The organism is Turicimonas sp. TL08, from assembly GCF_054660695.1.
This window is the reverse complement of sequence record NZ_BAAGDP010000033.1, coordinates 1-21895: the sequence shown is the minus strand read 5'-3', so window position 1 is coordinate 21895 and position 21895 is coordinate 1. Positions and strand designations below refer to the sequence as shown.

At 44.1% G+C, this 21895-nt stretch carries 18 protein-coding genes, 1 tRNA gene and 1 pseudogene; 5 read left to right on the top strand and 15 right to left on the bottom strand.

The features are described 5' to 3' along the window. The first annotated feature begins 242 nt into the window (after window positions 1–242). Complete coding sequence (locus ACYQ4O_RS12065) at window positions 243–1262, top strand: hypothetical protein (protein ID WP_308515186.1); 1020 nt, start codon at window positions 243–245, stop codon at window positions 1260–1262. Between the two features lie 105 nt (window positions 1263–1367). Here ACYQ4O_RS12065 and ACYQ4O_RS12060 read toward each other — a convergent pair whose 3' ends face one another. Then, complete coding sequence (locus ACYQ4O_RS12060; protein ID WP_460175771.1) at window positions 1368–3161, bottom strand: flavocytochrome c; 1794 nt, start codon at window positions 3159–3161, stop codon at window positions 1368–1370. 132 nt (window positions 3162–3293) lie between these two features. Next, window positions 3294–3752 carry a phosphate-starvation-inducible PsiE family protein gene (locus ACYQ4O_RS12055; protein WP_308515190.1) on the bottom strand — a complete coding sequence of 153 codons (459 nt, stop codon included), beginning with the start codon at window positions 3750–3752 and terminating at the stop codon, window positions 3294–3296. 70 nt (window positions 3753–3822) lie between these two features. Between ACYQ4O_RS12055 and ACYQ4O_RS12050 the strand changes: the two genes are divergently transcribed. Further along, entirely contained in the window at window positions 3823–5673 is a 1851-nt protein-coding gene (locus tag ACYQ4O_RS12050; RefSeq protein ID WP_460175770.1) for a cation:proton antiporter, read from the top strand. 4 nt (window positions 5674–5677) lie between these two features. Further along, window positions 5678–7429: a cation:proton antiporter domain-containing protein gene (locus ACYQ4O_RS12045; RefSeq protein ID WP_460175769.1), complete on the top strand. Its 1752-nt coding sequence runs from the start codon at window positions 5678–5680 to the stop codon at window positions 7427–7429. Window positions 7430–7491: 62 nt separating this feature from the next. Here ACYQ4O_RS12045 and ACYQ4O_RS12040 read toward each other — a convergent pair whose 3' ends face one another. Continuing rightward, window positions 7492–8106: a DMSO/selenate family reductase complex B subunit gene (locus ACYQ4O_RS12040; RefSeq protein WP_460175768.1), complete on the bottom strand. Its 615-nt coding sequence runs from the start codon at window positions 8104–8106 to the stop codon at window positions 7492–7494. A gap of 15 nt (window positions 8107–8121) precedes the next feature. After that, complete coding sequence (locus tag ACYQ4O_RS12035) at window positions 8122–10488, bottom strand: DMSO/selenate family reductase complex A subunit (RefSeq protein WP_460175767.1); 2367 nt, start codon at window positions 10486–10488, stop codon at window positions 8122–8124. 677 nt (window positions 10489–11165) lie between these two features. Between ACYQ4O_RS12035 and ACYQ4O_RS12030 the strand changes: the two genes are divergently transcribed. After that, window positions 11166–11372, top strand: a complete 207-nt coding sequence (locus tag ACYQ4O_RS12030; RefSeq protein ID WP_460175766.1) for a type II toxin-antitoxin system RelB/DinJ family antitoxin — start codon at window positions 11166–11168, stop codon at window positions 11370–11372. 80 nt (window positions 11373–11452) lie between these two features. Further along, window positions 11453–11668: pseudogene (locus ACYQ4O_RS12025) on the top strand (Txe/YoeB family addiction module toxin); the annotation flags it as partial. An 84-nt stretch (window positions 11669–11752) separates the two neighbouring features. Here ACYQ4O_RS12025 and ACYQ4O_RS12020 read toward each other — a convergent pair. From ACYQ4O_RS12020 to tnpA, 11 genes are all read right to left on the bottom strand, one after another. Further along, window positions 11753–12541: a type 1 glutamine amidotransferase domain-containing protein gene (locus ACYQ4O_RS12020; RefSeq protein WP_460175765.1), complete on the bottom strand. Its 789-nt coding sequence runs from the start codon at window positions 12539–12541 to the stop codon at window positions 11753–11755. A 118-nt stretch (window positions 12542–12659) separates the two neighbouring features. After that, on the bottom strand, window positions 12660–13469 hold the full coding sequence (locus tag ACYQ4O_RS12015) for an IclR family transcriptional regulator (protein ID WP_369910919.1): 810 nt from the start codon (window positions 13467–13469) through the stop codon (window positions 12660–12662). 44 nt (window positions 13470–13513) lie between these two features. Further along, window positions 13514–15508: a heterodisulfide reductase-related iron-sulfur binding cluster gene (locus tag ACYQ4O_RS12010; protein WP_460175764.1), complete on the bottom strand. Its 1995-nt coding sequence runs from the start codon at window positions 15506–15508 to the stop codon at window positions 13514–13516. Window positions 15509–15521: 13 nt separating this feature from the next. Further along, window positions 15522–16025 (bottom strand): RNA 2',3'-cyclic phosphodiesterase, encoded by a 504-nt coding sequence (gene thpR, locus ACYQ4O_RS12005; RefSeq protein ID WP_460175763.1) that lies wholly within the window; start codon window positions 16023–16025, stop codon window positions 15522–15524. Beyond that, window positions 15983–17083, bottom strand: a complete 1101-nt coding sequence (locus ACYQ4O_RS12000) for a quinone-dependent dihydroorotate dehydrogenase (protein ID WP_308515078.1) — start codon at window positions 17081–17083, stop codon at window positions 15983–15985. Before ACYQ4O_RS12000 ends, thpR begins: the two co-directional genes overlap by 43 nt. Then, complete coding sequence (locus ACYQ4O_RS11995) at window positions 17067–17873, bottom strand: arginyltransferase (RefSeq protein WP_460175762.1); 807 nt, start codon at window positions 17871–17873, stop codon at window positions 17067–17069. Before ACYQ4O_RS11995 ends, ACYQ4O_RS12000 begins: the two co-directional genes overlap by 17 nt. Continuing rightward, entirely contained in the window at window positions 17870–18628 is a 759-nt protein-coding gene (aat, locus tag ACYQ4O_RS11990; RefSeq protein WP_460175761.1) for a leucyl/phenylalanyl-tRNA--protein transferase, read from the bottom strand. The genes ACYQ4O_RS11995 and aat overlap by 4 nt, the downstream gene beginning before the upstream one ends. Further along, a complete protein-coding gene (locus tag ACYQ4O_RS11985) occupies window positions 18629–19189 on the bottom strand; it encodes an NUDIX hydrolase (RefSeq protein ID WP_308515168.1) in 561 nt (186 codons plus the stop codon). A gap of 11 nt (window positions 19190–19200) precedes the next feature. Next, window positions 19201–21000: a Na/Pi cotransporter family protein gene (locus tag ACYQ4O_RS11980; RefSeq protein WP_308515165.1), complete on the bottom strand. Its 1800-nt coding sequence runs from the start codon at window positions 20998–21000 to the stop codon at window positions 19201–19203. 222 nt (window positions 21001–21222) lie between these two features. Beyond that, window positions 21223–21299, bottom strand: a tRNA-Met gene (locus ACYQ4O_RS11975). Between the two features lie 243 nt (window positions 21300–21542). Further along, window positions 21543–21895: IS200/IS605 family transposase (tnpA, locus tag ACYQ4O_RS11970; RefSeq protein ID WP_460175760.1), on the bottom strand; the 353-nt coding region annotated here is incomplete at its 5' end.

Below are 21895 nucleotides of genomic sequence, written 5' to 3'. Positions count from 1 at the left end.
CTGTGAAATGAACGGTGCAGTAAGGCCGTTGTCAGCAGGAACCCAACGAGACCTTCTACAACAATAGGCTACGGCTGTTGTAGTGGTGGTAGGGAATCCTCTTCGTTCACGAAGAGGAGGATGTCAAAAACCAATGTATCCAAATTAGTTACGTTAAAAACATTCAAGAACTTAGCGTTTCTATTATTGTTTTGTTTAATGACTTCTAAAGAGATTTCTCTTTTTCTGCTCTGGAGCGGATTGTGAATTTAAAAAAATTATTGGCGTTATCGCTTGCCTGTTCTGCAATGATCCTTTTTTCGCAGGTCCATGCACAGGAAACCGCAAAGCGCGTTGAGCAAGAAAAGAACCTCAACAGTGAGGGGAGCGAGAGCAGAGATAGGCTGCTGCCTTTCTTTGGCAAAGAGGCTAAGGAAAGAGGATATGAGCTTCCGGAACCCTTCGGAGTTAATGTCAATTACATGCATATGAAACAAGATATCGTAGTAGAGGACATTAAATTCAGCGGGTTAGGAATGAATCTTCCTTCTTTTAAATATCCCTTCCGTCCGAAATACACTCCGATCCCATCCGATATTTTTGAAATTGGAGTTAAAAGTACAAAGCAAAAAAGTCATACTGAAACTTTAAGGCTGGATACTTGGGTATTTCCCTTTATGAATGTCTATGGCGTCTTTGGAAGAACGAAAGGGCGCTCGCTTTCCAAGATTTCCGTGTCATCTCCTACTCCTTTTGTAGATAAGGTTATTCAGGGGATGGGTGGAATGGATGATTTAGATTTTGTTCTGAAATTTAAAGGAAAAACTTACGGAGGCGGTCTCACTTTAGCGGGCGGTTATGGAAATTGGTTTGGTTTACTGGACATGAATTACACCAAAACCCAATTGGATATCATTACCGGCAACATCAAAGCCTTTACTTTAGCACCTCGCTTCGGTTATCGATTCAATGTTTCCGGGGTTGAAAGCATTAATTGGCCGGAAGGAAAGCTTAGTCTCTGGGTTGGCACGATGTACCAAGATGTCACCCAAAACTTTAACGGCAAGCTTTCCAATCTTGACTTCTCTCCTAAACTTCAAGGATTGATCAATGCGGTCAATTCTAAAGGGGAAGGAGAGTTCCACGTTAAGCAGCATTTGAAGTCTCCGTGGAATATGTTGGTCGGTGCACGCTATGAGGTAGGAAAACACTTCAATATTCTTACTGAAGTCGGATTCAATAAGCGAAAAAGCTTTTTCTTAGCGGGCGAATTTAGATTCTAAAGGACTCTTGTGGAATGACACTGTAGGTAAGTCTCATGCAGTGTCTCGCCTATAAAAAACTCCCGGCAAGAACCGGGAGCGATTTCAAGGAGTTAATTTACAGAATTACTTATTCTGTGCGGCATTTGTACCGGCAGTACGGCCAAAGACCATAATGTCAGCAATAGCGTTGCCGCCTAAACGGTTAGAACCGTGGATACCGCCGGTTGTTTCGCCGGCTGCGTAGAGACCCGGAATAACCTTGCCGTTCTTATCAAGAACCTGAGCCTTAGTATTGATCTGCAAGCCGCCCATTGTATGGTGAACGGTTGGGACCTTCTTGCAGGCATACCATGGGCCTTCAGTCATAACCTTATCAGCCTTGTTGTTGGCCTGGAATCCAAGAGCATCTTTAGCTTTGCCTTCTACAACTGCATTGTAGTCAGCAATAGATTTCTTAAGATTTTCAACAGGCATGTTCAGTTTCTTGGCCAATTCATCCAGAGTTGGAGCAGAAACTACACGGCCTAAGTCGATCATGTCTTTCATCTTGGCGCCGTTGGCATCAACCCAGTCAAGAGATGGATAACGGAGATGGTTGACTAAGACATAGTATGTGGAATGTGGCTGAGCGAAGATTGCCTTTGCCAATACGTCGCGGGCTGCACCTTCGTTAACGAAACGGTTGCCTTGTTCGTTGATGAATACACGGTTGCGTCCGGAGGTACGAACCATTTCCATCAAACCGGTACCCGGTGTTCCGCATGGGTGAACCTGAATGTCGGACATGCCGATAACGTTTGCACCGACTTTTTCGCCCATTTCAATGCCGGCACCTTGAGCGGATTTAGAGAAGTTTGTGCAGCCGATGCCTTTTCCGAGGTCGTAGTCTTTGAATACGCCGGTATTAACTTTCTGACGCAAAGCAACGTTAGCACCGAAACCGCCTGTTGCTACTACAACACCGTTGGAAGCCATGAACTTAGTGACTTTGCCGGTGTGGCCGTCTTTTGCAGTTACACCGATGATTCTGCCGTTTTTGTCTTTGATCAAAGATTCAACGTTCATGTCTGTATAAACAGTCATGTCTTTGGCGTGATCAGCAATATATTTTTGATATACGCGGATATAGCTGTTGCCGCTCGGTGTGACAGGATAGTGAGAACGCTGCCAGAGAGCGCCTGTAGCAGTACCGACTTCCGGTTTGAATTTAACGCCGAGGGATTCCATCCAGTGCAATGTCGGAAGAGCATTTTCAGTTAAATAATGAACCAATTCAGGTGTGCCGATATCATGGCCGCCCTTCATTGTTTGTTCATAGTGTTTCTGAATAGAGTCTTCAATGCCTTGTTTGCCTTGACGTTCCGGGTCAGCGGCGTTCAAAGCGCCTTCAGAGACGTTTGTAGAACCGCCTAACAAACCAAGTTTTTCAAGAACGATAACTTTGGCACCGGCCTGTTGAGCAGCGATAGCAGCTGCTAAACCGGATCCGCCGCCGCCGACAATAATGACTTGTGTTTTGATTTCGTCAGGAAGGGCAGTGTACTTTTCAGAGTTCTTCTGGAGAGCAGCCATGTCGGCTTTGGAAACTTTTGCCTGTTCCAATGCTTTCTTCACGGCGCCTTTCAACGCGAAAGATGAAATTGTTGCGCCTGTTACGTTGTCTACGCCAAGAGATTGTCTGTCGATGATCTTCTTGCTTAATTTATCAAGAGCAACACGGCCGACACCAATGGTTTCAAGGTTGTCAGGGTATTCGATTTTTTCAATTTTGTTTTTGCTGACAGTAACCTTTACGGTAAATGCTGCATTGTGGCCGTTAACTTTTTCTGTGTATGTTCCCGGCTGATATGTTGCGGCTTGGGCGCCAAAGGCAAAACCGGCAACCAACAATGCGGCAGAAAGTTTGGTGATTTTCATCTGTTAGATCTCCTATTTCCAAACGGAAAATATTTAAGGGCACACCCTGTGTTACAGGGCATACCCTTATTCTATATCTAACAAATTGAAACAGATAGTTAGGGATTGTCCCTCATTTGTCCCATAAAAACCTTATTTATCAGGTTTACTTAAGCTGTTTTGAAGCTTTTGTTCGAACATTTTTTCTTCTACCTCATCATCGTGCATTCCGCGAATCTTTCTGGAGATAAGAAGGGCTACCGTGAGAATTAAGATAGATACCGAGGTAAGAAGGATCCATTTGCTCGTTAAGTGTTCCATATTGATGATGAGATATCTGGCCACTGCAACAACAGTAATCACGAGAGGAGTTTTAAGTTTTAATTCGTGCTGACCTAAAGCGTACTGTCGAACCATGGACAAAATTTCGATGAATAAGAACAGCAAAAGTAAATTAGCCAGGCCGATGGTCTTACTGGAAAACATTTCATAGCCTTCTGCCACAATGGCTACACCCGTTGCCACAGTGATGATAAGAAGAGCAACTGCCTGAATAATCAAAATGAGTTGTTCAAATGTCGTATTTGCGTTTGCAATCCAATTTTTGGCCACTTTTGTTCCTAAGAGATTGAAAAAAAATTAAAATAGGTGGGTCTTTAATTAGAAGGGTAAACCCGTAAAAATGGATAATAGCATTACTCTAATATCAACTGTAGCAATTGCTTTCGGAGTTGCACTAATTTTGGGGTTTATTGCAGAAAAACTCAAATTCCCCGCTCTCGTCGGCTACCTGGTTGCCGGCATTATTGTTTCTCCGAATCTTTACGGTTTTAATGTTGACCTTGGTTTAGCCGAGCAGCTTTCAGAGCTCGGCGTGATGCTCCTGATGTTCGGGGTAGGTCTTAACTTCTCACTCTCGGATCTTCTCAAAGTTAAAAAACTAGTTGTCCCCGGGGCAGTATGCCAAATGGCACTCTCGGCCTTTTGTGCAATTATGATGGCGCACCTTTGGGGTTGGCCAATCGGACAATGCGTTATCCTCGGGATGTGCTTGAGCTGCGCTTCTACCGTCGTTGTTCTTAAAGCTTTGGAAGCTAGAAGCCTTCTTGAAGGTTTTGACGGAAGGGTGGCTGTCGGCTGGCTTGTCGTGCAGGATATGGTGACGGTGCTGATGCTCGTTCTTCTTCCTCCCTTGGCTTCTTTGTTGGGAGGACACAGCGCAACTTCCGATCTTCCCCTTTGGCGGTTAATCGTGGAAACCGTAGCCCGCGTTGCCGCTTTTATCATCTTGATGCTTGTCATCGGCAAACGGGTTCTTCCATGGCTCTTATGGCAAGTCGCCAAGACCGGTTCACGCGAATTATTTACTTTGTGTGTTTTAGCAGTTGCAATCGGAATTGCCTACGGAGCTTCCGAGATTTTCAGCGTTTCTTTTGCCTTGGGAGCCTTCTTTGCCGGAATGGTGATGAGAGAATCTCAATACGCCCACAGAGCTGCCGTTGAATCCTTACCTCTGCGCGATGCCTTCTCGGTCATCTTCTTTGTCGGTGTCGGCATGTTGTTTGACCCGTCAGCAATTCTTGAGCATCCATTCTATTTATTGGGAATTCTCTTCTTAATTCTTATTGTTAACCCATTGATTGCATTCGGAACCGTCCTTCTATTCCGCTATCCGCTTCATACGGCAGTCACGCTGGCATGCTGCCTCGGTCAGATTGGTGAATTCTCTTTCATCCTCGGAACATTAGGAGTGTCGTTGGGTCTGCTGACTAAAGAAGGTATGAATTTAGTATTGGCGGCTGCCATTTTAACTATTGCTCTCAATCCAATTTCTTTTTCCGTGGCCAGACCGGTGGCAGAGTTGCTGTGCAAACATTTTCGTTTTGCCAGAACGGCGGCGGCTCGTTTAGATCCTCAATCCACAATGCCCGATGAAGTTGAAAGCAGAAAACTTCTTCGTCACGTTGTCATTGTCGGATATTCCTCTATCGGAAGAAAAGTGTGCGAAATTTTGACAAAACAAAAAATTCCGTTTGTCGTAGTAGATAAACAAGATGAGGTTATCAGCACCCTTAGAAAACAGGGTTTTGTTGCCATCCAGGGGGATTGCACGGATCCGGCAACACTTTTACAGGCTCACGTTCAAAACTCTGCTCAATTAGTCCTAACTATCTCGGATGAATTAGAAAGCCGTAAGGCTATTGCCGCAGCAAAAATTTTGAATCCTGATATTGAGATTATTATCCGTGCCGTGACAGATACGGAAGCAGATCATTTAAGATCCGAAAACCTTGGAATTGTGGTTCAAGCTTCAACGGCTTTAGCGTTGAGAATTGCACAATACTCTATATATTCATTTACGAAATACAGCTCCGGAGGACACTCCAAGAGAAAAGAAGAAGAGGCGGAAGAGAAAGCGAAAGATATGCTTGATGATTTAGTAGCAGACGAAGAAAGAACAGTTGAAAAGTCTACTCAGCATGAAAGATTGATGCGCTCTTCGAATAAACCCACTGACAGCATGGAAAAATAAAGTAATGGAACATAGTTTTACTCTAATCTCGACATTAGCCGCCGGTTTTGGAATAGCTCTTGTTTTTGGCTTTATCGCTGAAAAATTCAAGATTCCGGCATTAGTAGGCTATCTTTTAGCCGGGGTAATCGTTTCCCCGGCCACTCCCGGCTTTGTTGCAGACATCAATATTGCCTCCCAGCTCTCTGAAATCGGTGTAATGCTGCTGATGTTCGGCGTGGGCCTGCATTTTTCATTATCCGATTTAATGCGAGTCAAATATATTGCCGTCCCGGGCGCAGTAGCACAAATGGGATTGGCTACAGGACTTGGTTTGCTGGTTGCACATTATTGGGGATGGACATACGGTCAGTCTTTGGTTTTCGGTTTATGTCTTTCCTGCGCGTCAACTGTAGTGCTTCTGAAAGCTTTAGAGACAAAAGGAATATTAGAAAGTCATGACGGACAGATAGCGGTAGGTTGGCTTGTGGTCGAAGACATCATGACGGTTTTAATTTTGGTGCTTTTGCCTCCGCTTGCTCCAATGCTTGGAGCCGAAGCAGTTCAGTCTGTTGAATCTGCTACTCCTTTATGGGAAATCATTGCATGGACCGTCGGCCGTGTTGCTTTGTTTATTTTCCTAATGCTTGTGGTAGGAAAAAGGGTTCTTCCATGGCTTCTTTGGCAGGTAGCAAAAACCGGTTCGCGTGAACTCTTTACTTTGTGCGTACTGGCAGTTGCCATCGGCATTGCCTACGGGGCCTCCGAAGTCTTCTCCGTCTCCTTTGCTTTGGGCGCTTTCTTCTCCGGTATGGTGATGAGAGAATCCAAATACGCTCATCGGGCAGCCATGGAATCCTTGCCGTTAAGAGATGCTTTCTCCGTCATCTTCTTTGTCGGCGTCGGCATGATGTTTGACCCGATGATTTTGGTCGATAAACCGCTTCATTTATTAGCAGTTCTGGCCATTATTATTCTGGGAAAATCTTTGGTAGCTTTCGGATTGGTAATGCTTTTCCGTTACCCGCTGCATACTGCACTGACCGTAGCGGCCTCCTTAGCGCAGATTGGTGAATTCTCATTTATTCTTGCCGGACTTGGTGTGAGTCTCGGACTTTTACCTCAAGAGGGTATGAGCTTAGTCTTGGCAGGAGCCATTATTTCCATTGCATTTAACCCGGTTGTATTTGCCCTGGTTGAACCGCTCAGAAACTTGATGAAAAAACGCTGGAAATACGCACGGGTTCTTGATGCTAAGTCTGATCCTCTTTCCGTCATGCCTGATGAAGAAGAATCCAAGTATTTGAGAGGACACATGGTTCTTGTCGGATATAACAAGGTATGCGAACACATTGCGAAGGATTTGTCCGAGAGAAAAGTTCCGTTTGTCATTGTTGAAAAAGACCGCAACATCGTTGAAGATCTTCGTAAAAACGGATTGAAGGCAGTATGTGGAGATGCCATTGATCCTGCAATTCTCATTCAGGCCCATGTCCAGGATGCTGCCATGGTCATTCTGAATTTCAGAGATGACATTTTAAGAAGAAAAGTGATTGAGACCGCTAAGATTCTTAATCACAAAATTGAAGCCGTCATCATGACCTCAGACGATGAAATTGCTGTCAGAGCAATGACGGACCATCTTGGAAAAGTATTTGACAGTAATGCGGTAATGGCCGGAAGTATCGTCAGATACTGCATGCACCGTCTTGGTAAAGCGGAAGAAGAAAAGAAATTTGAGGAAGAAAGCGAAGCAGAAGCTGAAGCTGCCAAATAATCTTTCTTTTTAATTAATTAGATAGAGCCGGGAAGTCCCGGCTCTATCCATATGCGGACTAATTAGAATTTATGAACCGAGCCGCCTTCAAATCCCGTTTGCTGAGCTGTTTTGCCAGCTTTAATAACAAGATTCGGTTTTGTTTTGGCCGGATCAGGAAGTGGAGCCACGGAAGCAAGAGTACCGTGTTTCTTTCTTAACTCTTCAATATCACCGAATTCAATAGCTCTGTCTACGCAGGCTTCAACGCATACCGGCTGCAAACCGATAGAGGTTCTGTCTACGCAAGCATCGCATTTTTGAATTTTATGGGCTTTTGGATTAAGTTTAGGAGCACCGTACGGACAAGCAGCGGCGCAAGCTCCGCATCCAATGCACTTGTTAAGATCGACGAGAACGATGCCGTCTTCAGCACGTTTGTAATGTGCTTTTGTCGGACATACTTTCACGCAAGCCGGATCTGAACATTGATTGCATCCCAATGAAAGATAGTAAGCAAAAACTTTTTCCGGAGACCAGAGACCGTCTTTGTCTTTCTTCCATCCGCCGCCTTCGTATTCATTTACCGTGCGGTTATAAAGTCCGATAGGTGTGTTCTTGAGGTCCGCGCATGCAATTGTGCAGGTTCTGCAGCCTGTGCAACGGGACAGATCAATAAAAAATCCTTTTTGTGCCATTTTGTTCTCCCGTTATTAAGCTTTGCGAATTTCAACAAGAATGTTGTGCTGAGCGTTGCCCTTAGCCAAAGAGCTCGGGCGGTGGTTGGTCAATGTATTAATACATCCGCCGACGTCAACAACTTGTCCGTTGATAGTTTCCGGTTTGAACCAAGCGCCCTGCGGGATAGTACAGACGCCCGGCATAATGCGCGGAGTGACTCTGGCAGGCAGAAGAACGGTTCCTCTGTCGTTGAAGATATAAACTTTATCTCCGTCTTTAATTCCTCTAGCCTCAGCATCAAGAGTATTCATGATAACGCTGTCGGGATGAACATCTCTAAGTCTCGGGAGATTGTGGAAGGTAGAGTGAATTCTTCCGTGACCGTGATATCCGAAACACTGAAGCGGATATTTCTTCTCGAGTGGATCTCCCGGCATATCCCAAGTGCTGTAGAAAACAGGAATCGGAGAAATGATGTCTCCCTCCGGAAGCGTCCAGTCTTTAACTCTATTGGCAAGGGCTTCGGAATAGATTTCAATCTTGCCGGATGGAGTCTTGATCTTGTTAGCGACCGGATCCTTTCGGAATGCTTCAAGAGCGATGGTATCTTTTCTTCTGTTCCAGACTTTAGCCATACCGTCTTTCCAGAACACATCGAATTCAGGAAGTTCAGGCACTTTCTTGCGGGTTTCGTTATAGCACCAGCGAACCCAATCTTCTTGAGATTTTCCTTCGGTATAGGCGTCTTCTAAACCGAGTTCTTTTGCGATCAAACGACAGATTTCCCAGGACGGTTTCTGTTCAAACTGCGGCTCAACAGCTTTCTGGATAGCGAGCATACATGCTACGTCGCCGTGGCTGCCGCCTTGGCAAGCCATATCAACGGTTTCAGGTCCCAAAGTATCCGGGAGAAGAATGTCTGCGTAACGGCAACTTGGAGTCATCATGTTGTCGCAGACAACTAAGAATTCCAAGTCTTTTTCGTTTCTGAGAACTTTATCCGTCCAGTTGCAGTCGCCATGCTGGTTAATCATGGTATTGCCGCCGGAGTTAATGATCATCTTGATATTCTGAGAAAGTTTTTCAACGCCCTTAACACCGTCAGTGGTGCGGGACATTTCCTTACCTCTCAAAATTGCGTCAGTCCACATATAAACCGGAATAGTGGCTTTGACCGGGTTCTTACCGACAGGCAGATACACGGCGGGGAACGGAGTATTGCCTTCGTGTTCACCGGCGTTTGTGCCCGGCAGACCGATTTGTCCTAAGAGGATTGGGACCATAGAAATGGCACGGCAGGTATGCTCACCATTTGCTTGACGCTGCGGACCCCATCCCTGAGAGACGAAGAGCGGCTTTGTTGAAGCCATTTCTTCGGCTAAATCCACAATAGTCTTGACAGGGATACCGGTAATCTTTGATGCCCATTCAGGAGTCTTAGGCTGTTTGTCAGGTCCGTTTCCAAGGATGTAGGACTTGTAATCGGAGTTCTTCGGAGCAGAAGCCGGAAGCGTTTTTTCGTCATATCCGACGCAATATTTATCCAAGAAGTCCTGATCAACCTGATTCTTGTTAATCCATTGATAGGCGAGAGCAGCAACTAAAGCGGCATCTGTTCCAGGACGGATTGGAATCCATTGGTCTGCCTTAGTAGCTGCGGTATCCGTAAAGGCCGGATCAATAACAATAACCTTCGGCATATGTTTAGTAACTGCCATATCGATTTGATAGCCTTTACCTCCGCCGGAAGGTCTTGTAGAAGAAGGATTATTGCCGAACAATACGTAAAGATTAGAGTTAGCAACTTCGGACGGCATAGAAGCGGGACGTCCACCTAACAGATAGGGAAGAGCTTCGCTGAGCTGAGCATTAGAGTAAGAACCGTAATACTTTAAGAATCCGCCCATTAAATTCATCAGACGCTGCCAAGCTCTGCGGGAGCTGACAATAGATTGTTGGCCGGAGCAATACTGCCAATAAATCGCATCATTACCGTATTGATCGCGGATTCTCTTCCAGTTGTCAGCGATAGTTTTAACGGCTTCATCCCACGAGATTCTTTCGAATTTTCCTTCTCCTCTTTCACCGACGCGTTTCATCGGATATTTAAGACGATCTTCCGAATAGATTCTTTCTCTCATGGAGCGTCCGCGCTGGCAGGCGCGAAGTTGTCTTGGAGATGGGGTTGCATCAGGCAATGAGTTATCAGTTTCGATTCTGATAACCTGGCCTTTTTTGGTGAAGCAGCGGACCGGGCAGCGTTGTCCGCAATTAATGACGCAGGCGCACCAAGAACTTGATTCGATTTCGGGAAGTGCTTGAGCGACTGCAGAAGCGAGAGGTGAGCAAGGTAAACCTACAGCTGTACCTGCTTTTAAGAAGTCTCTCCTTGAAAGCATATTTAGTTACTCCTTTTTTGAGTACTTGATTGGGGTTGGTGTGATTTGGGATATGAAAAAATTATTACTTCTATCTCATCTGTTGTCACTATGGAAAAGTACGGAAACCTGCGTTAATCGGTACCAAAAATAAAACCAGACAGGAATTCAATGGTGAAAGGAAAAAGATATGCAGGAATTGCAGATTATGTTGAGAAACATTCAATCCGTGGGAGTTAGGAGCAACGGAGTGGAACAAGTTCCACCGGAATTTGACCGGTTTTAGACGAATTTCGTGTAAGTCAAGAAGCTGTGGGTGGAAGGGAATTTATTCATTGTTGAGGGTGCGGATGTCATACGTTATGGCTGCGTCCTTCGTCTTTCTCCAAGAATAACAGGATTCTCAAGATGCTAAGACCGAGCCAATAAACGCATTATGAAGAAATCCGGGGTTAATTAAGGGGAACAAGGATGTTTTCTTAAATTTCGTAGTATTTAGACCGTTTAAGCCACAAAATTCCCTCAGGTTTAGTGGTCGATTGGACTTGAAATCATGGGTTTCAGGTCTTTTTTTTACTTGGAAAACCTAAAAACGCAACGACTCAATTTCTGTATTTTAGGAAAAATAAGTAATATTTACTAATGTAAGTCAAGTAATTACAGTAGTAATGATTCAGTAATGAATAAGGACTGAAAAAATGGCTAATCTGCAGGTGAGAATTGACGATAAGCTTAAAGCGCAAGCCCAAATTGTTGCTGAAAGCATGGGACTTGATTTAACTCAAGCAGTTCGTATGTTCCTTCATCAAATGGTGCGGGAAAATGGTTTGCCGTCCGTCCCATGGCCGATCCTTTTTTTGGTGAAAGGAATATGCGGCAATTGGAAAAAGTTGCTAAAGATCTAAATGAGCGTCGACATGTACAACTCCATGATTTAATTGAAGGATAACATGCTCATTTGGCATGACGATGCTGGCTTGGGTATTTCGAATGGAAAAAATTAGACCCTAAAAAATTCTCAAAACTCAATTCTCTTATTAAAGAAGTGATGCGTGACCCTTTCTCTGGCACAGGAAAGCCAGAACCTTTAAAAGGAAATCTATTTGGATTTTGGAGTCGAAGAATAGACAAAGAACATCGCTTGGTTTACAGAGTTCGCGAAGACGGAATCGAAATAGCGCAGTGCAGAGGACACTATTAAAAAGCGCCCCATGCAAACCATACAATGAGGCGCTCATCATTAAAAACTTGGATGCGGAGTAGTCCAAGTTTTTAATAAATTTAATTACATGCAGGACAACATTCCATAGCCTACGCATGCTGCGGAAGCGGGATTCTGACCTGTTACTAAGCGATCATTTGTGACAACGTGAGACTGGAAGTTATCGGATCTCTGGAAAATACCGCCTCTGTCGCGAATGGCTGTTTCAAGAGCAAATGGGACAACGTTGCTCATGCCGACAGCATCTTCTTCAGAATTTGTGAAGCAGTTTACGTTCTTACCGGAGACCAAATACTGCCCGTTAGGAAGTTTCACGTTGACTAAGCCGGCTGGGCCATGGCAAACAGCACCGATTACGCCTCCATTGGTGTAAATGGTGCCGCAAATATTTTGAAGCTCAGGATTATTCGGCAAATCCCACATGGCACCGTGTCCGCCTGCGTAATACATGCCGCAGTAATCGGAAGGAACAACTTCAGCAGGTTTAAGCGTATTGGCTAATTTTGCTTGATACTGTGCATTATTCTTAAATTCCATATTGACGGGATCTTTAGGATCAAAACCTTCTGCTGTTGGTTCGCCCCCTTTTGGAGTGACAAAGTCAATTTCGTATCCGGCATCAGTTAAAACTTTCCAAGGATGGCTGACTTCAGAATAAAAATAACCTGTAGGATTGCCGGTTTCAGGAATTTTATTGCAGCTAGTTAAAACAAAAAGAATCTTCTTATTTTTTGGTGCTGCTGTAGGAGCTTGGGCCGGAGCAGGATCCGCCCCGGCAGCGGAAGCAACTACAGGTGCTAATAAACCGCTGGCCGCAATACCGGACAGAATAGTTCTACGAGAAATTGACATGACATCCTCCTTCATAATTGGTGGATGAATTATAAGAAGGAGTTAGTAGTTACCCGAATGTTTTGTTCGATATGGGCTCGCCTCTATTCAGAGGAAAAAAACTAATTTCTATTACGTATTACTTGAAATCAGGGCGAACGTACAATTCACCGGGTGTCGCCACAAACCCAAGGTGTTCGGAAATATCGTCTGCACAATGTTTCAGTTCGCTAATCCAGACGTCCTGCATTTGACTTACCGGCGAAGAGATGGAAAGGCAGGCGACGAGCTTTCCGGAGTCATCTCGAATACCGGCGGCAATACAGTGAACGCCGGTTTCTAGCTCTTCAACATCATGGGCAAAACCTAAAGCCTTTACACGAGATACTTCGGCTAGAAGCGTATCAATGTCCCCAATGGATTTAGGCGTGTTCTTTTCCAGATTAGTTCTAAGAGCGTAGCCGCGGATTTTTTCAAATCCGTCTTCAGCTAAAAAGAGCTTGCCGGAACTCGTTGTATGTAATGGAGCTGTAGCCCCAATGGTTCTGACTACTTGAATTCCCGGTCTTTCACGCATGATTCTGTCAATGTAGACGATAGAGTCGCCTTGACGAATAGAAAGATTAACCGTCTGTTTGGTCAAATTGTGGAGCTTGACCATAGAGTTTCTGGCTTTTTCACGAACGGACATTCTTTCTCTGACTAGATTGCCGAGCTGAAGAAGACGCAGGCCGAGACGGTACGTTCCGGAGGTGAGGCCCTTTTCAACGAAACGCAGTTTTACTAAGTCGGTGATGATACGGTGACAGGTCGAGATATGAAGATTCGTTTCCTCAGCGATAACTTTTAGATTTACCGGCTCAGAGTGTTGAGTTAAGACACGCAGAATGCAGCTTGCGCGGTCTAACACCTGAATATTCGCTTTGCTGGAGTTGTTTTCCATATTAATTACTGTCTTCCGTAAAAAGGCCGTGTCCGAGCACGGCCGTGGAATTATTTTATATGTTTTGCAACTATTTCTGCAATATCTGACAATTGAATTTCAGATAGTGAAGTATCCTGAGATTTTGCAGAATCAAACATGGATAAACAGAAAGGACAAGAGGTAGCGATATTCTTTGCTCCCGTATCGTTAACGATAGCTTTGAGTCTAATAACGTTAAGTCTCTCGCCCTTATCGTTTTCGCTCCAGAATTGACCGCCGCCGGCACCGCAGCAGGTGGTGTTGCATCCCCATTCCTTCGGATTAACGTAATCAAGATTTTTAATCTTATCAATGATGAATCTCGGTGCGTTAATAATTTGGTTGTAGCGTGCCAAATAGCAGGCGTCGTGAATGGCGAATGTTTCTTCCTCTCCGTCATTAACTAAAGGCAGACGGCCTGCGTCCAGCTGTTCGGCAATGAATCTGACATGAGAGATAACGTTGAATTTTCCGCCTTCGTAATCCGGGAAGTCGTTCTTCAAGGTGTTGAAGCAGTGAGGACAGTGAGCAACAATTCTGCTGAATGTGTACTTTCTCAGATTTTCTATGTTCATCAAAGTCTGGCATTCAAACAAATACTCTTCGCCGACTCTTCGAGCTAATTCTGCGTTGCAGGATTCTTCCTGCATAACGGCAAAACTTAATCCGGAAGCTTTCAGAATCTTGATCATTGCTTTGGCAATCTTCTGATTGCGTTTGTCATAGGAAGCGGAACATCCAACCCAGTAAAGTAGGTCATAGTGTTCTCCTTCCTTAGCAAACGGGACGTCAAGACCCTCGGCCCATTTGAATCTTTCATCCGGATCCAGCCCCCATGGATTGCCGACACTCGAAATATTCTGCAGAGTCTTGGCAACGCCCGGCGCGAAATGTCCTTCTTCCATTGCAATGGAACGTCTCATCTGCATAATCGCACCGCCGATTTCAATCCTCGAAGGACATTGTTCAACACAAGCCCCGCAGGTTGTACATGCCAACAAAGCATCTTTAGAAACGGCGTTTCCGATAAGCGGTTCGTCAATCGTCTTGTAGTCCCCATGCATTGTCTTTTTAAGCGAAAGTATTATTTCGCGGGGATCCAAAGGTCCGCCGGCACGGTTGACGGGACAAACCGCTGTGCAGCGTCCGCATTCGGTACAAGCATCAAAATTCAAACGGAACTGCCAATTAAATTGGTTGAATTTGGAAATTCCGAAGCTTTCCTGTTCTTCAATTTCGGCAATTCTTGGGATATTGCCTCTCGGCTTTGTTTTTTGCCAATAAATACTCGTCGGAGACTTGTACATATGAGCAAAATAGGTGCTTGGGATCAAGGCAACAAAAATCAAAGCGATAATGCCGTGGAATAACCAAAGAATGAAATGCTGGGAATGAAGCTGTTCTTGGCTCATGCCGGAATAAAAGACGGTAGCTAGGAAGTTCCCGACAGGAGAATAAACCGCATATTCAGGTTTTTCAGCAGCCAGACGGAGAGCCTCTACAATGTATCCGGTGATGATAATAAGTGCCAAAGATCCTAAGATCATCAGAAAACGGCCGGACTTTTCAAATTGTTTTCCGCCTTTAACAAAACGGCGGTAGAAGGCCATTCCGAGACCGATCAGGCAGACCACACCGGCAATATCAAGAACAAACTTGTAGAAATAGTAAGTTCCTCCGGCTAGGAACTGCTGACCGAATATTAACTTTCCGATATCCCAGTCTAAAACTGCAATGACGGTACCGAAGAATAAAAAGACAAAACCCCAGAAAATCCAGAAATGAAGCCAGCTTCCGAGAGGTTTGCGGGTAATTCTCTTTTGTCTCAGAGCTTCGGTTTTGATAAAACCCCAACGTCTCTTAGTTTCTGGATCCACGGCAAACGGCTTGCCTGCTTTCCATAGAAGATAAGACTTATAGATGCCCAGCCCGCAGATGACGCAGGCGGTGAGACCAAGAACATAAATGGCGATAATGGCCCATACGGGGATATTCCAAAATCCAGGGCGGGTTACGATATCCATGACTTTTTCCGGATTAAAGTTTAATGTAAGTCAGTTTATTATTAATTTTGATGCCGGACTGAAAAAGTTCCGGTTTTTCTATTGACATGTAAATAGGTTCAAAGCTGATTTCTGGCACAACGGAAGCTTTTCTAGCCAAAGAAATATGAGGCCGAAGAGGTTTGTCATCAAAAGAGAAACCGTTTTGACGAAGAAGTCTTCTAACTTTTTCACCCAAGGCTTCGATAGCAGGAGAGAAAGGGCCGGCAGCATAAACGATCTTATGTGTCGAGAATGCACCAAGCCGGTTAATTTCCCAAAAACTCTCAGCTTCCCACTTAAAAGAAAGAAGATCTTTAATCTCATTGACCCTTGAGGTGTCTGTTTCACCGATATAAGCCAAAGTAATATGGTAATTAAACGGTGAAATCAGACGAGCCTTAGGATTTACCTCGGCAATCTCCTCTCCGAATTTAGCTAGCCTTTCCTGAACCTCTATGGGGCAGGGGATGGCGATGAAGGTTCGGATACTGGGCATGATGTTTGATGGTTAGCTCTCCATTGAGCAATTGCCTGAACGCAATCGGCCACTAACTCCGGACCTTCAAAAATAAAGCCGGTGTAGAGCTGAACAATTGAAGCTCCCGCTTCCATTTTTTCAACGGCATCCGAGGCGCTCATTACGCCGCCGCTAGCAATAATCGGAAGAGCACCTTTGAGATGCTCGGACGCCAGACGCGTAACTTCTGTAGATCTTTCCATCAGAGGACGGCCGGACAAACCACCCGGTTCTTTTTCCAGCGGATGACCAAGGATGGCTTCTCTGGAAATAGTGGTGTTGGTACAGATAACGCCGTCCATTCCATTTTCAACAATCACATCCAAAGCTTTTTTAATCCCGTCGTCAGAAAGATCCGGAGCGAGTTTTACAGCGATAGGGACGTAATGATCTTTATTAGCTGCCTGTAGCTCTTTTCTCTTCGCTGCAATAGCAGCTAAAAGCTTATTCAGTTCTTCCTCAGCCTGTAAATCTCGCAAATTCGGAGTATTCGGAGAGGAAATATTGATAGCAATGTAATCACCTGACATGTAGAGGCGATCCATACACTTCATGTAATCGTCGATAGCTAAGTCGTTAGGAGTTACTTTGTTTTTGCCGATATTGACGCCTAAAATTCCGCCGCGGTTACGGAAAGCGCGGGCACTCTGTAGGTTTTTCGCAACCTGAATGGCGCCGACGTTATTAAATCCCATTCTGTTAAGAATGGCATCGTCCTCGACAAGACGGAAGCATCTTGGTTTCGGATTACCGGGTTGGCCTTTCGGTGTCACGGTACCAATCTCAACGCTTCCGAATCCTAATGCTCCGAAAGCTGTCACATGTTCTCCGTCCTTATCCATACCGGCGGCAAGTCCAATACAGTTAGGAAATCTTAGTCCCATGACATTAATGGGATCTTCAGGAACCGGACGTGTTACGAGCTTGTGAACTCCAAGCTGTGTAATCCAGTCCAGATTGGACATAATAATATGGTGCGCTTGTTCAGGAGTAAATCTGAAAAGGGCTGTCTTCGCCAGTTTATAGAGGGAGTTCATAATCTTCCTTTTCCTGATTTAAATAACTATCGTTGCAATCTTGAAATTCTTTCCATTGTTCCTGTACAAAAACTTCCAAGGGCTGGAATTTTGTTTTGTAACTCATGTTAGGAACATCATCAATCCAAAACCCTAAGTATAAATAGGGCAAGCCTCTCTTTTTCGTTTCTTCGATTTGACGAAGAATGGCATAGGTGCCGGGTGATCGTTTCATCTCCGCCGGATCATAAAAGGTATAAACCGCCGAGAGTCCGTCCGAGAAGATATCCGTAATGGAAACCATCACTAGTTTTCCTAATTTATCTCGGTATTCAAAAAACTCAGTTTCTCCGACGGTATTTACATAATATTTCTGAAAATCGTCTTTCGTCGTTTCTTCCTCTTCTTCGTCACTCTTGTGGCGTACGGAAAGATAGGTTTTTAAAAGTTGGAGATATTCAGCGGTATTCGCCGGCGCTGTAACCGTCATAGAAAGATCTGCGTTTTTCTTTAGACACTTATTAAATGTCCGGTTTGGTTTAAAGTCACCAACCTTAAGCCTGACAGATATACATTTTTCGCAGCCGGGACAATGCGGGCGATAAAGATTTACGCCGCTTCTTCGGAATCCGAAGGAAGAAAGAAGAGTGGCACATTGTTTGCCGATTCTCGTACCGGGAGAAGGAATAGCAACGAGAAGGCATTCCGTTCTGCTCTTGTCATAGCTACAGGTAAATTCCCCGGTTGAACCGAGCCATTCGGGAGCAAGACATTCAGGAAGATCTTTATTTTCTTGAGTAAGATCGCTCATAACACCTTCTCCAAAAGATCGTTTAATGGCACACCGCGATAAGCATCCCAATTGACAGGCTGCAAAGAGCAATATTCTTTGAGATGCTTCTTAAATTCTGAAAGAGGAATAGGGAAGGCTCCCAGACTTTTTAAATGCGAGGTTTCCTGCTGGCAATCAATCCAAGGAATATCTTCTTTCATACAAATACTCACTAAAAGAGAAAGAGCAACCTTGGAAAGATCGCTTTCTTTAGAGAACATTGATTCCCCGTAGAACATCCTTCCGAGACTAACCCCATAAAGTCCGCCCAATAGTTCTTGATTAATCAGTACTTCCACGGAATGAACCAAATTTCGCTCGGCAAGAGCCAGATAGCTTTGCAGGATTTCATCCGTAATCCAAGTTCCGTCCTGACCTTTTCTTGGCTGAGCACAAGATTCAATAACTTTTTTCGTGCACGAATCAAGCTTCAAAACAATTTCTTTATCTTCATATTTAAATTGAAGAGCTCTCTTGAGTCTTTTCTTTAGGGAATGGCTGACTTTAAAGTTTTTAGTTTGTAAAACCATTCGAGGGTCTGTCATCCACCAGAACACAGGCTGTCCTTCCTCATACCAAGGAAAAATCCCTTGAGAGTATGCAATTGGCAGTCTTTCCCACTCCAGATGGCGCGTTACGCAAACTATTTCATCCGGCAACCCGAAACCCAACGGAAGTTCGGGAAAAGCTTCTCCGGGCTCAAAAGTAAAAAGATTTGTTCGGTCGAATCTCAATTATTCTTTCCCCGGTTTTTCTTTGATTTCGTAATGAAATCCGATAGAGCCTTTCTTGAGATCGGAGAAATAACATTTCAACGCTCTTTTAACGGAATTAAAAGCTATTTTGTCCCAGGGAATTTCTTCTTCGGAAAAGAATCTTTGTTCTAAAGTTTCCGGACCCGGTTTGCAGTCAGGATTGACAACGTCACCAATGAAATAAATATGTGTCCCCGAAGCAAACGGAACATCTAAAAGCATAAAAGGGCGCACGTTTGTTAACTCTGCTCCTGCTTCCTCTTTGGTTTCACGGAGAGCTCCGGCCATCGTGCCTTCCTTCATTTCTTGATGGCCGGCAGGCAGATTCCATTTTCCGAAACAAGGATCAATCGCCCGGCGGCACAAGAGGACTTTCCCGTCATAGACAGGCACGGTGCCAACGATATTATGAGGATTTTCATAATGAATTTGGCCGCACTTGGTGCAGACGTGCCTCTGCCTCGTGTCTCCCTCCGGAATTTTGATTTCCAGAGGAGCACCGCACGCGGAACAAAACTTTAATTCAGATTCTTCGCTCATTTTTTATGGCCTTACTCTCCCAATGCTACCGGGTTAGTCTTAAATAGCAACTCAATAACATCATATAAGTTTTTAGCCAAATTACGGGAGATTGCGTTGTCATTCATGATCGAAGTAGCAACAGAATCTGAAATACAGTGGTTACGAATTAAGGTATCCAAAGAGCTTGAAGAAACAACATCGAATTTTTCGCTGTTTTCTAAAATTTCACGCTGAATCTGATCAATTTCCTCTATTGTCGTAGCCTGAGTAATGGAATGAACATTACGCAACAGTCTCAATAGATTTCTGCGCATGGCTGCATATTCTGCACGTATGTAGCCGTTGTTCGAGAAACCGAATTTGTTGATATTGGTTTGAAGTTGACTGGCTTCTTTAACGGCTGAAGCCATATAAAGGTTTGCGCGTCTGATATCCATAAAGATAGTATTTCTTTCCGGAGTCGAAGCCTCATAGCCGGCTCTTACGGCAAATTCAATAATGCTGGAGTACAAACCTTTAAATTCCTTGTGATATGCCGCGTCAAACTCAAAGTCATTCGGCTGATTCCTCTGAGAAAGAACCGTAGGGATTTCTTCTTGAGACTGGACATCTTCCGGCTGGAAACTAATCACTTTAGCGATTAAGCCCAGCGTACCTTCTAAAAGACGAATACTTTCTAATGTCACCGACTGAAGAGCACTGTCACTGAACTGTAAGACCTCATCACTGAGGAACATCGGTTTGACTTCATCATCTTTACTTTCTGAGGGCTTAACGTACTTATTAAGAAAGTTTTCCATCTGAGAAATAAACGGATAAAGAACGATGACGCCTATAACGTTAAACAGCGTTGTGAACATGGCGAGTTTTAAGACATAATCATTCTCAGCGATACCTACCCAAGCACAAAGATAGTCCACAGCTATTAAATACAGCTTGAAGAACACAATAGCCATTAAAGCTGCAAAACAGTTAAAAAACACATGGGTTACCGTAATCTTCTTTCCTTCAATATTGGAATTGATGGAGCCGATTACGGCCATAATGGTAGATCCGACGTTTGCCCCGATAGCTACACCAATAGCGTTTTCATAAGATACTTGTCCGACGGCTAAGGCAGCTAACGCTAAAGTTAAGGTTGCATGGGAAGACTGAGTAATAACCGTGACGCCGAAGCCAATCAAGGTATAAAGAAGAAGCCCGGCGAGACCCTCCATCTGAAATTGAGAGATATCAAAGGTGTCTTTGAAGTTCTCAAAACCTTCTTTCATATAGGAAATGCCCAAGAACAGAAGGCCGAGAGATAAGAGAAAAAGGCCAAATCCTTTAATTTTCTTGTTTTTACTGATAAAAAATCCCAAGCCGAAGATAATCAAGGGCATGGCATATAAAGAAATCTTCGTTTTTAAACCGAAGTAGCCGACAAGCCAAGCAGAACCTGCGGTAGATAAATTGATGCCGTAGACCATGGCAATGCCGGACTGCAAGGCCATTAATCCCGCACTCAAGAAAGAAATCGCTATAACCGTAGCCAGCCCGCTAGACTGCACCAAAGAACTGACTGTAAAACCGAATAAGAACGACTTGTAATTCGTATTAGCAACTTTATCTAAGAAAACATCCAAAACACCACCGGAAAGGATCTTGAAACTCTCCTGAAGCAGCATCATGGCAAACAAAAATAGACAGACTCCTGCACATAAAGTTAAAAGGCTGACGTTTTGGATAAGAACTATGAGCAGGCCGACACAAACGAAAAATCCGAAAAGAGGCTTCCCATAGGCCAAGAATGTCTTATTAAATTGTTTATGGAGTGAGGCTAATGACATGTAACTACTCGTTTTTATTTTATTTATCAATTAGTAAGCGATGAATTATATAGTGATTGCTTATGCTTATAGCACTATTAATCTACGACTGAAGAGGTAAAAGATTCTGGCAACCACTAAGAAAGACCTCTGAAGGAGGGACAGATAAAGGGGTGATTTAAATTGGATAAAATAAAACTGAACGGCCTTCGCGGTTCAGTGATGTACATTTGCTATTGAAATTGGTAGCGGGGGCAGGATTTGAACCTACGACCTTCGGGTTATGAGCCCGACGAGCTACCAGACTGCTCCACCCCGCAGCAAATGTCGAGTGCTTGTCTTAAGCTGGTGCGAATATTAGCACCGATTTTTTAAGCTTGCAAGTTGTTGCAGCAGAGACAAGACTAAAAGTGTAATTTTATCAGCTTTTGATTTAAAGTAACTTATTATTTTTTAAATAAATTTAAAAGAATTTCCAAATAATGTTAAGAAATGTTTATCAGACCGACCCGTAAAACACCGTTCTTTAGGACGGTGATATAAGGGCCAAATCTAAAATTTTTTCAGTCAGGCGTATTCTGCTGTTCAATGTTCTGGTTGATAATCGAAGTAGGGGAGCCTCCACAACTTGCGATGAAATATGAGGGCGACCAGAGAGCATCCCCCCATAACATGCTAGGAATGGAGGGATATTTCTTTTTTCGAATAAGACGGCCCGATACTCCTTTCAGAGAATTGACTGAACGAGATATAGAGACTTTAGGTGGGTAAGTAATTAACAAATGAACATGATATTTTTCGCCATCAAACTCTACTAAGTCAGCTTCAAAATCATTACAAACTGAGGGAAAAATTATTTTCAGTGCGTCCAATATCTGTTTGGTAAATACGTATCGTGTGTACTTAGTGGCAAAGA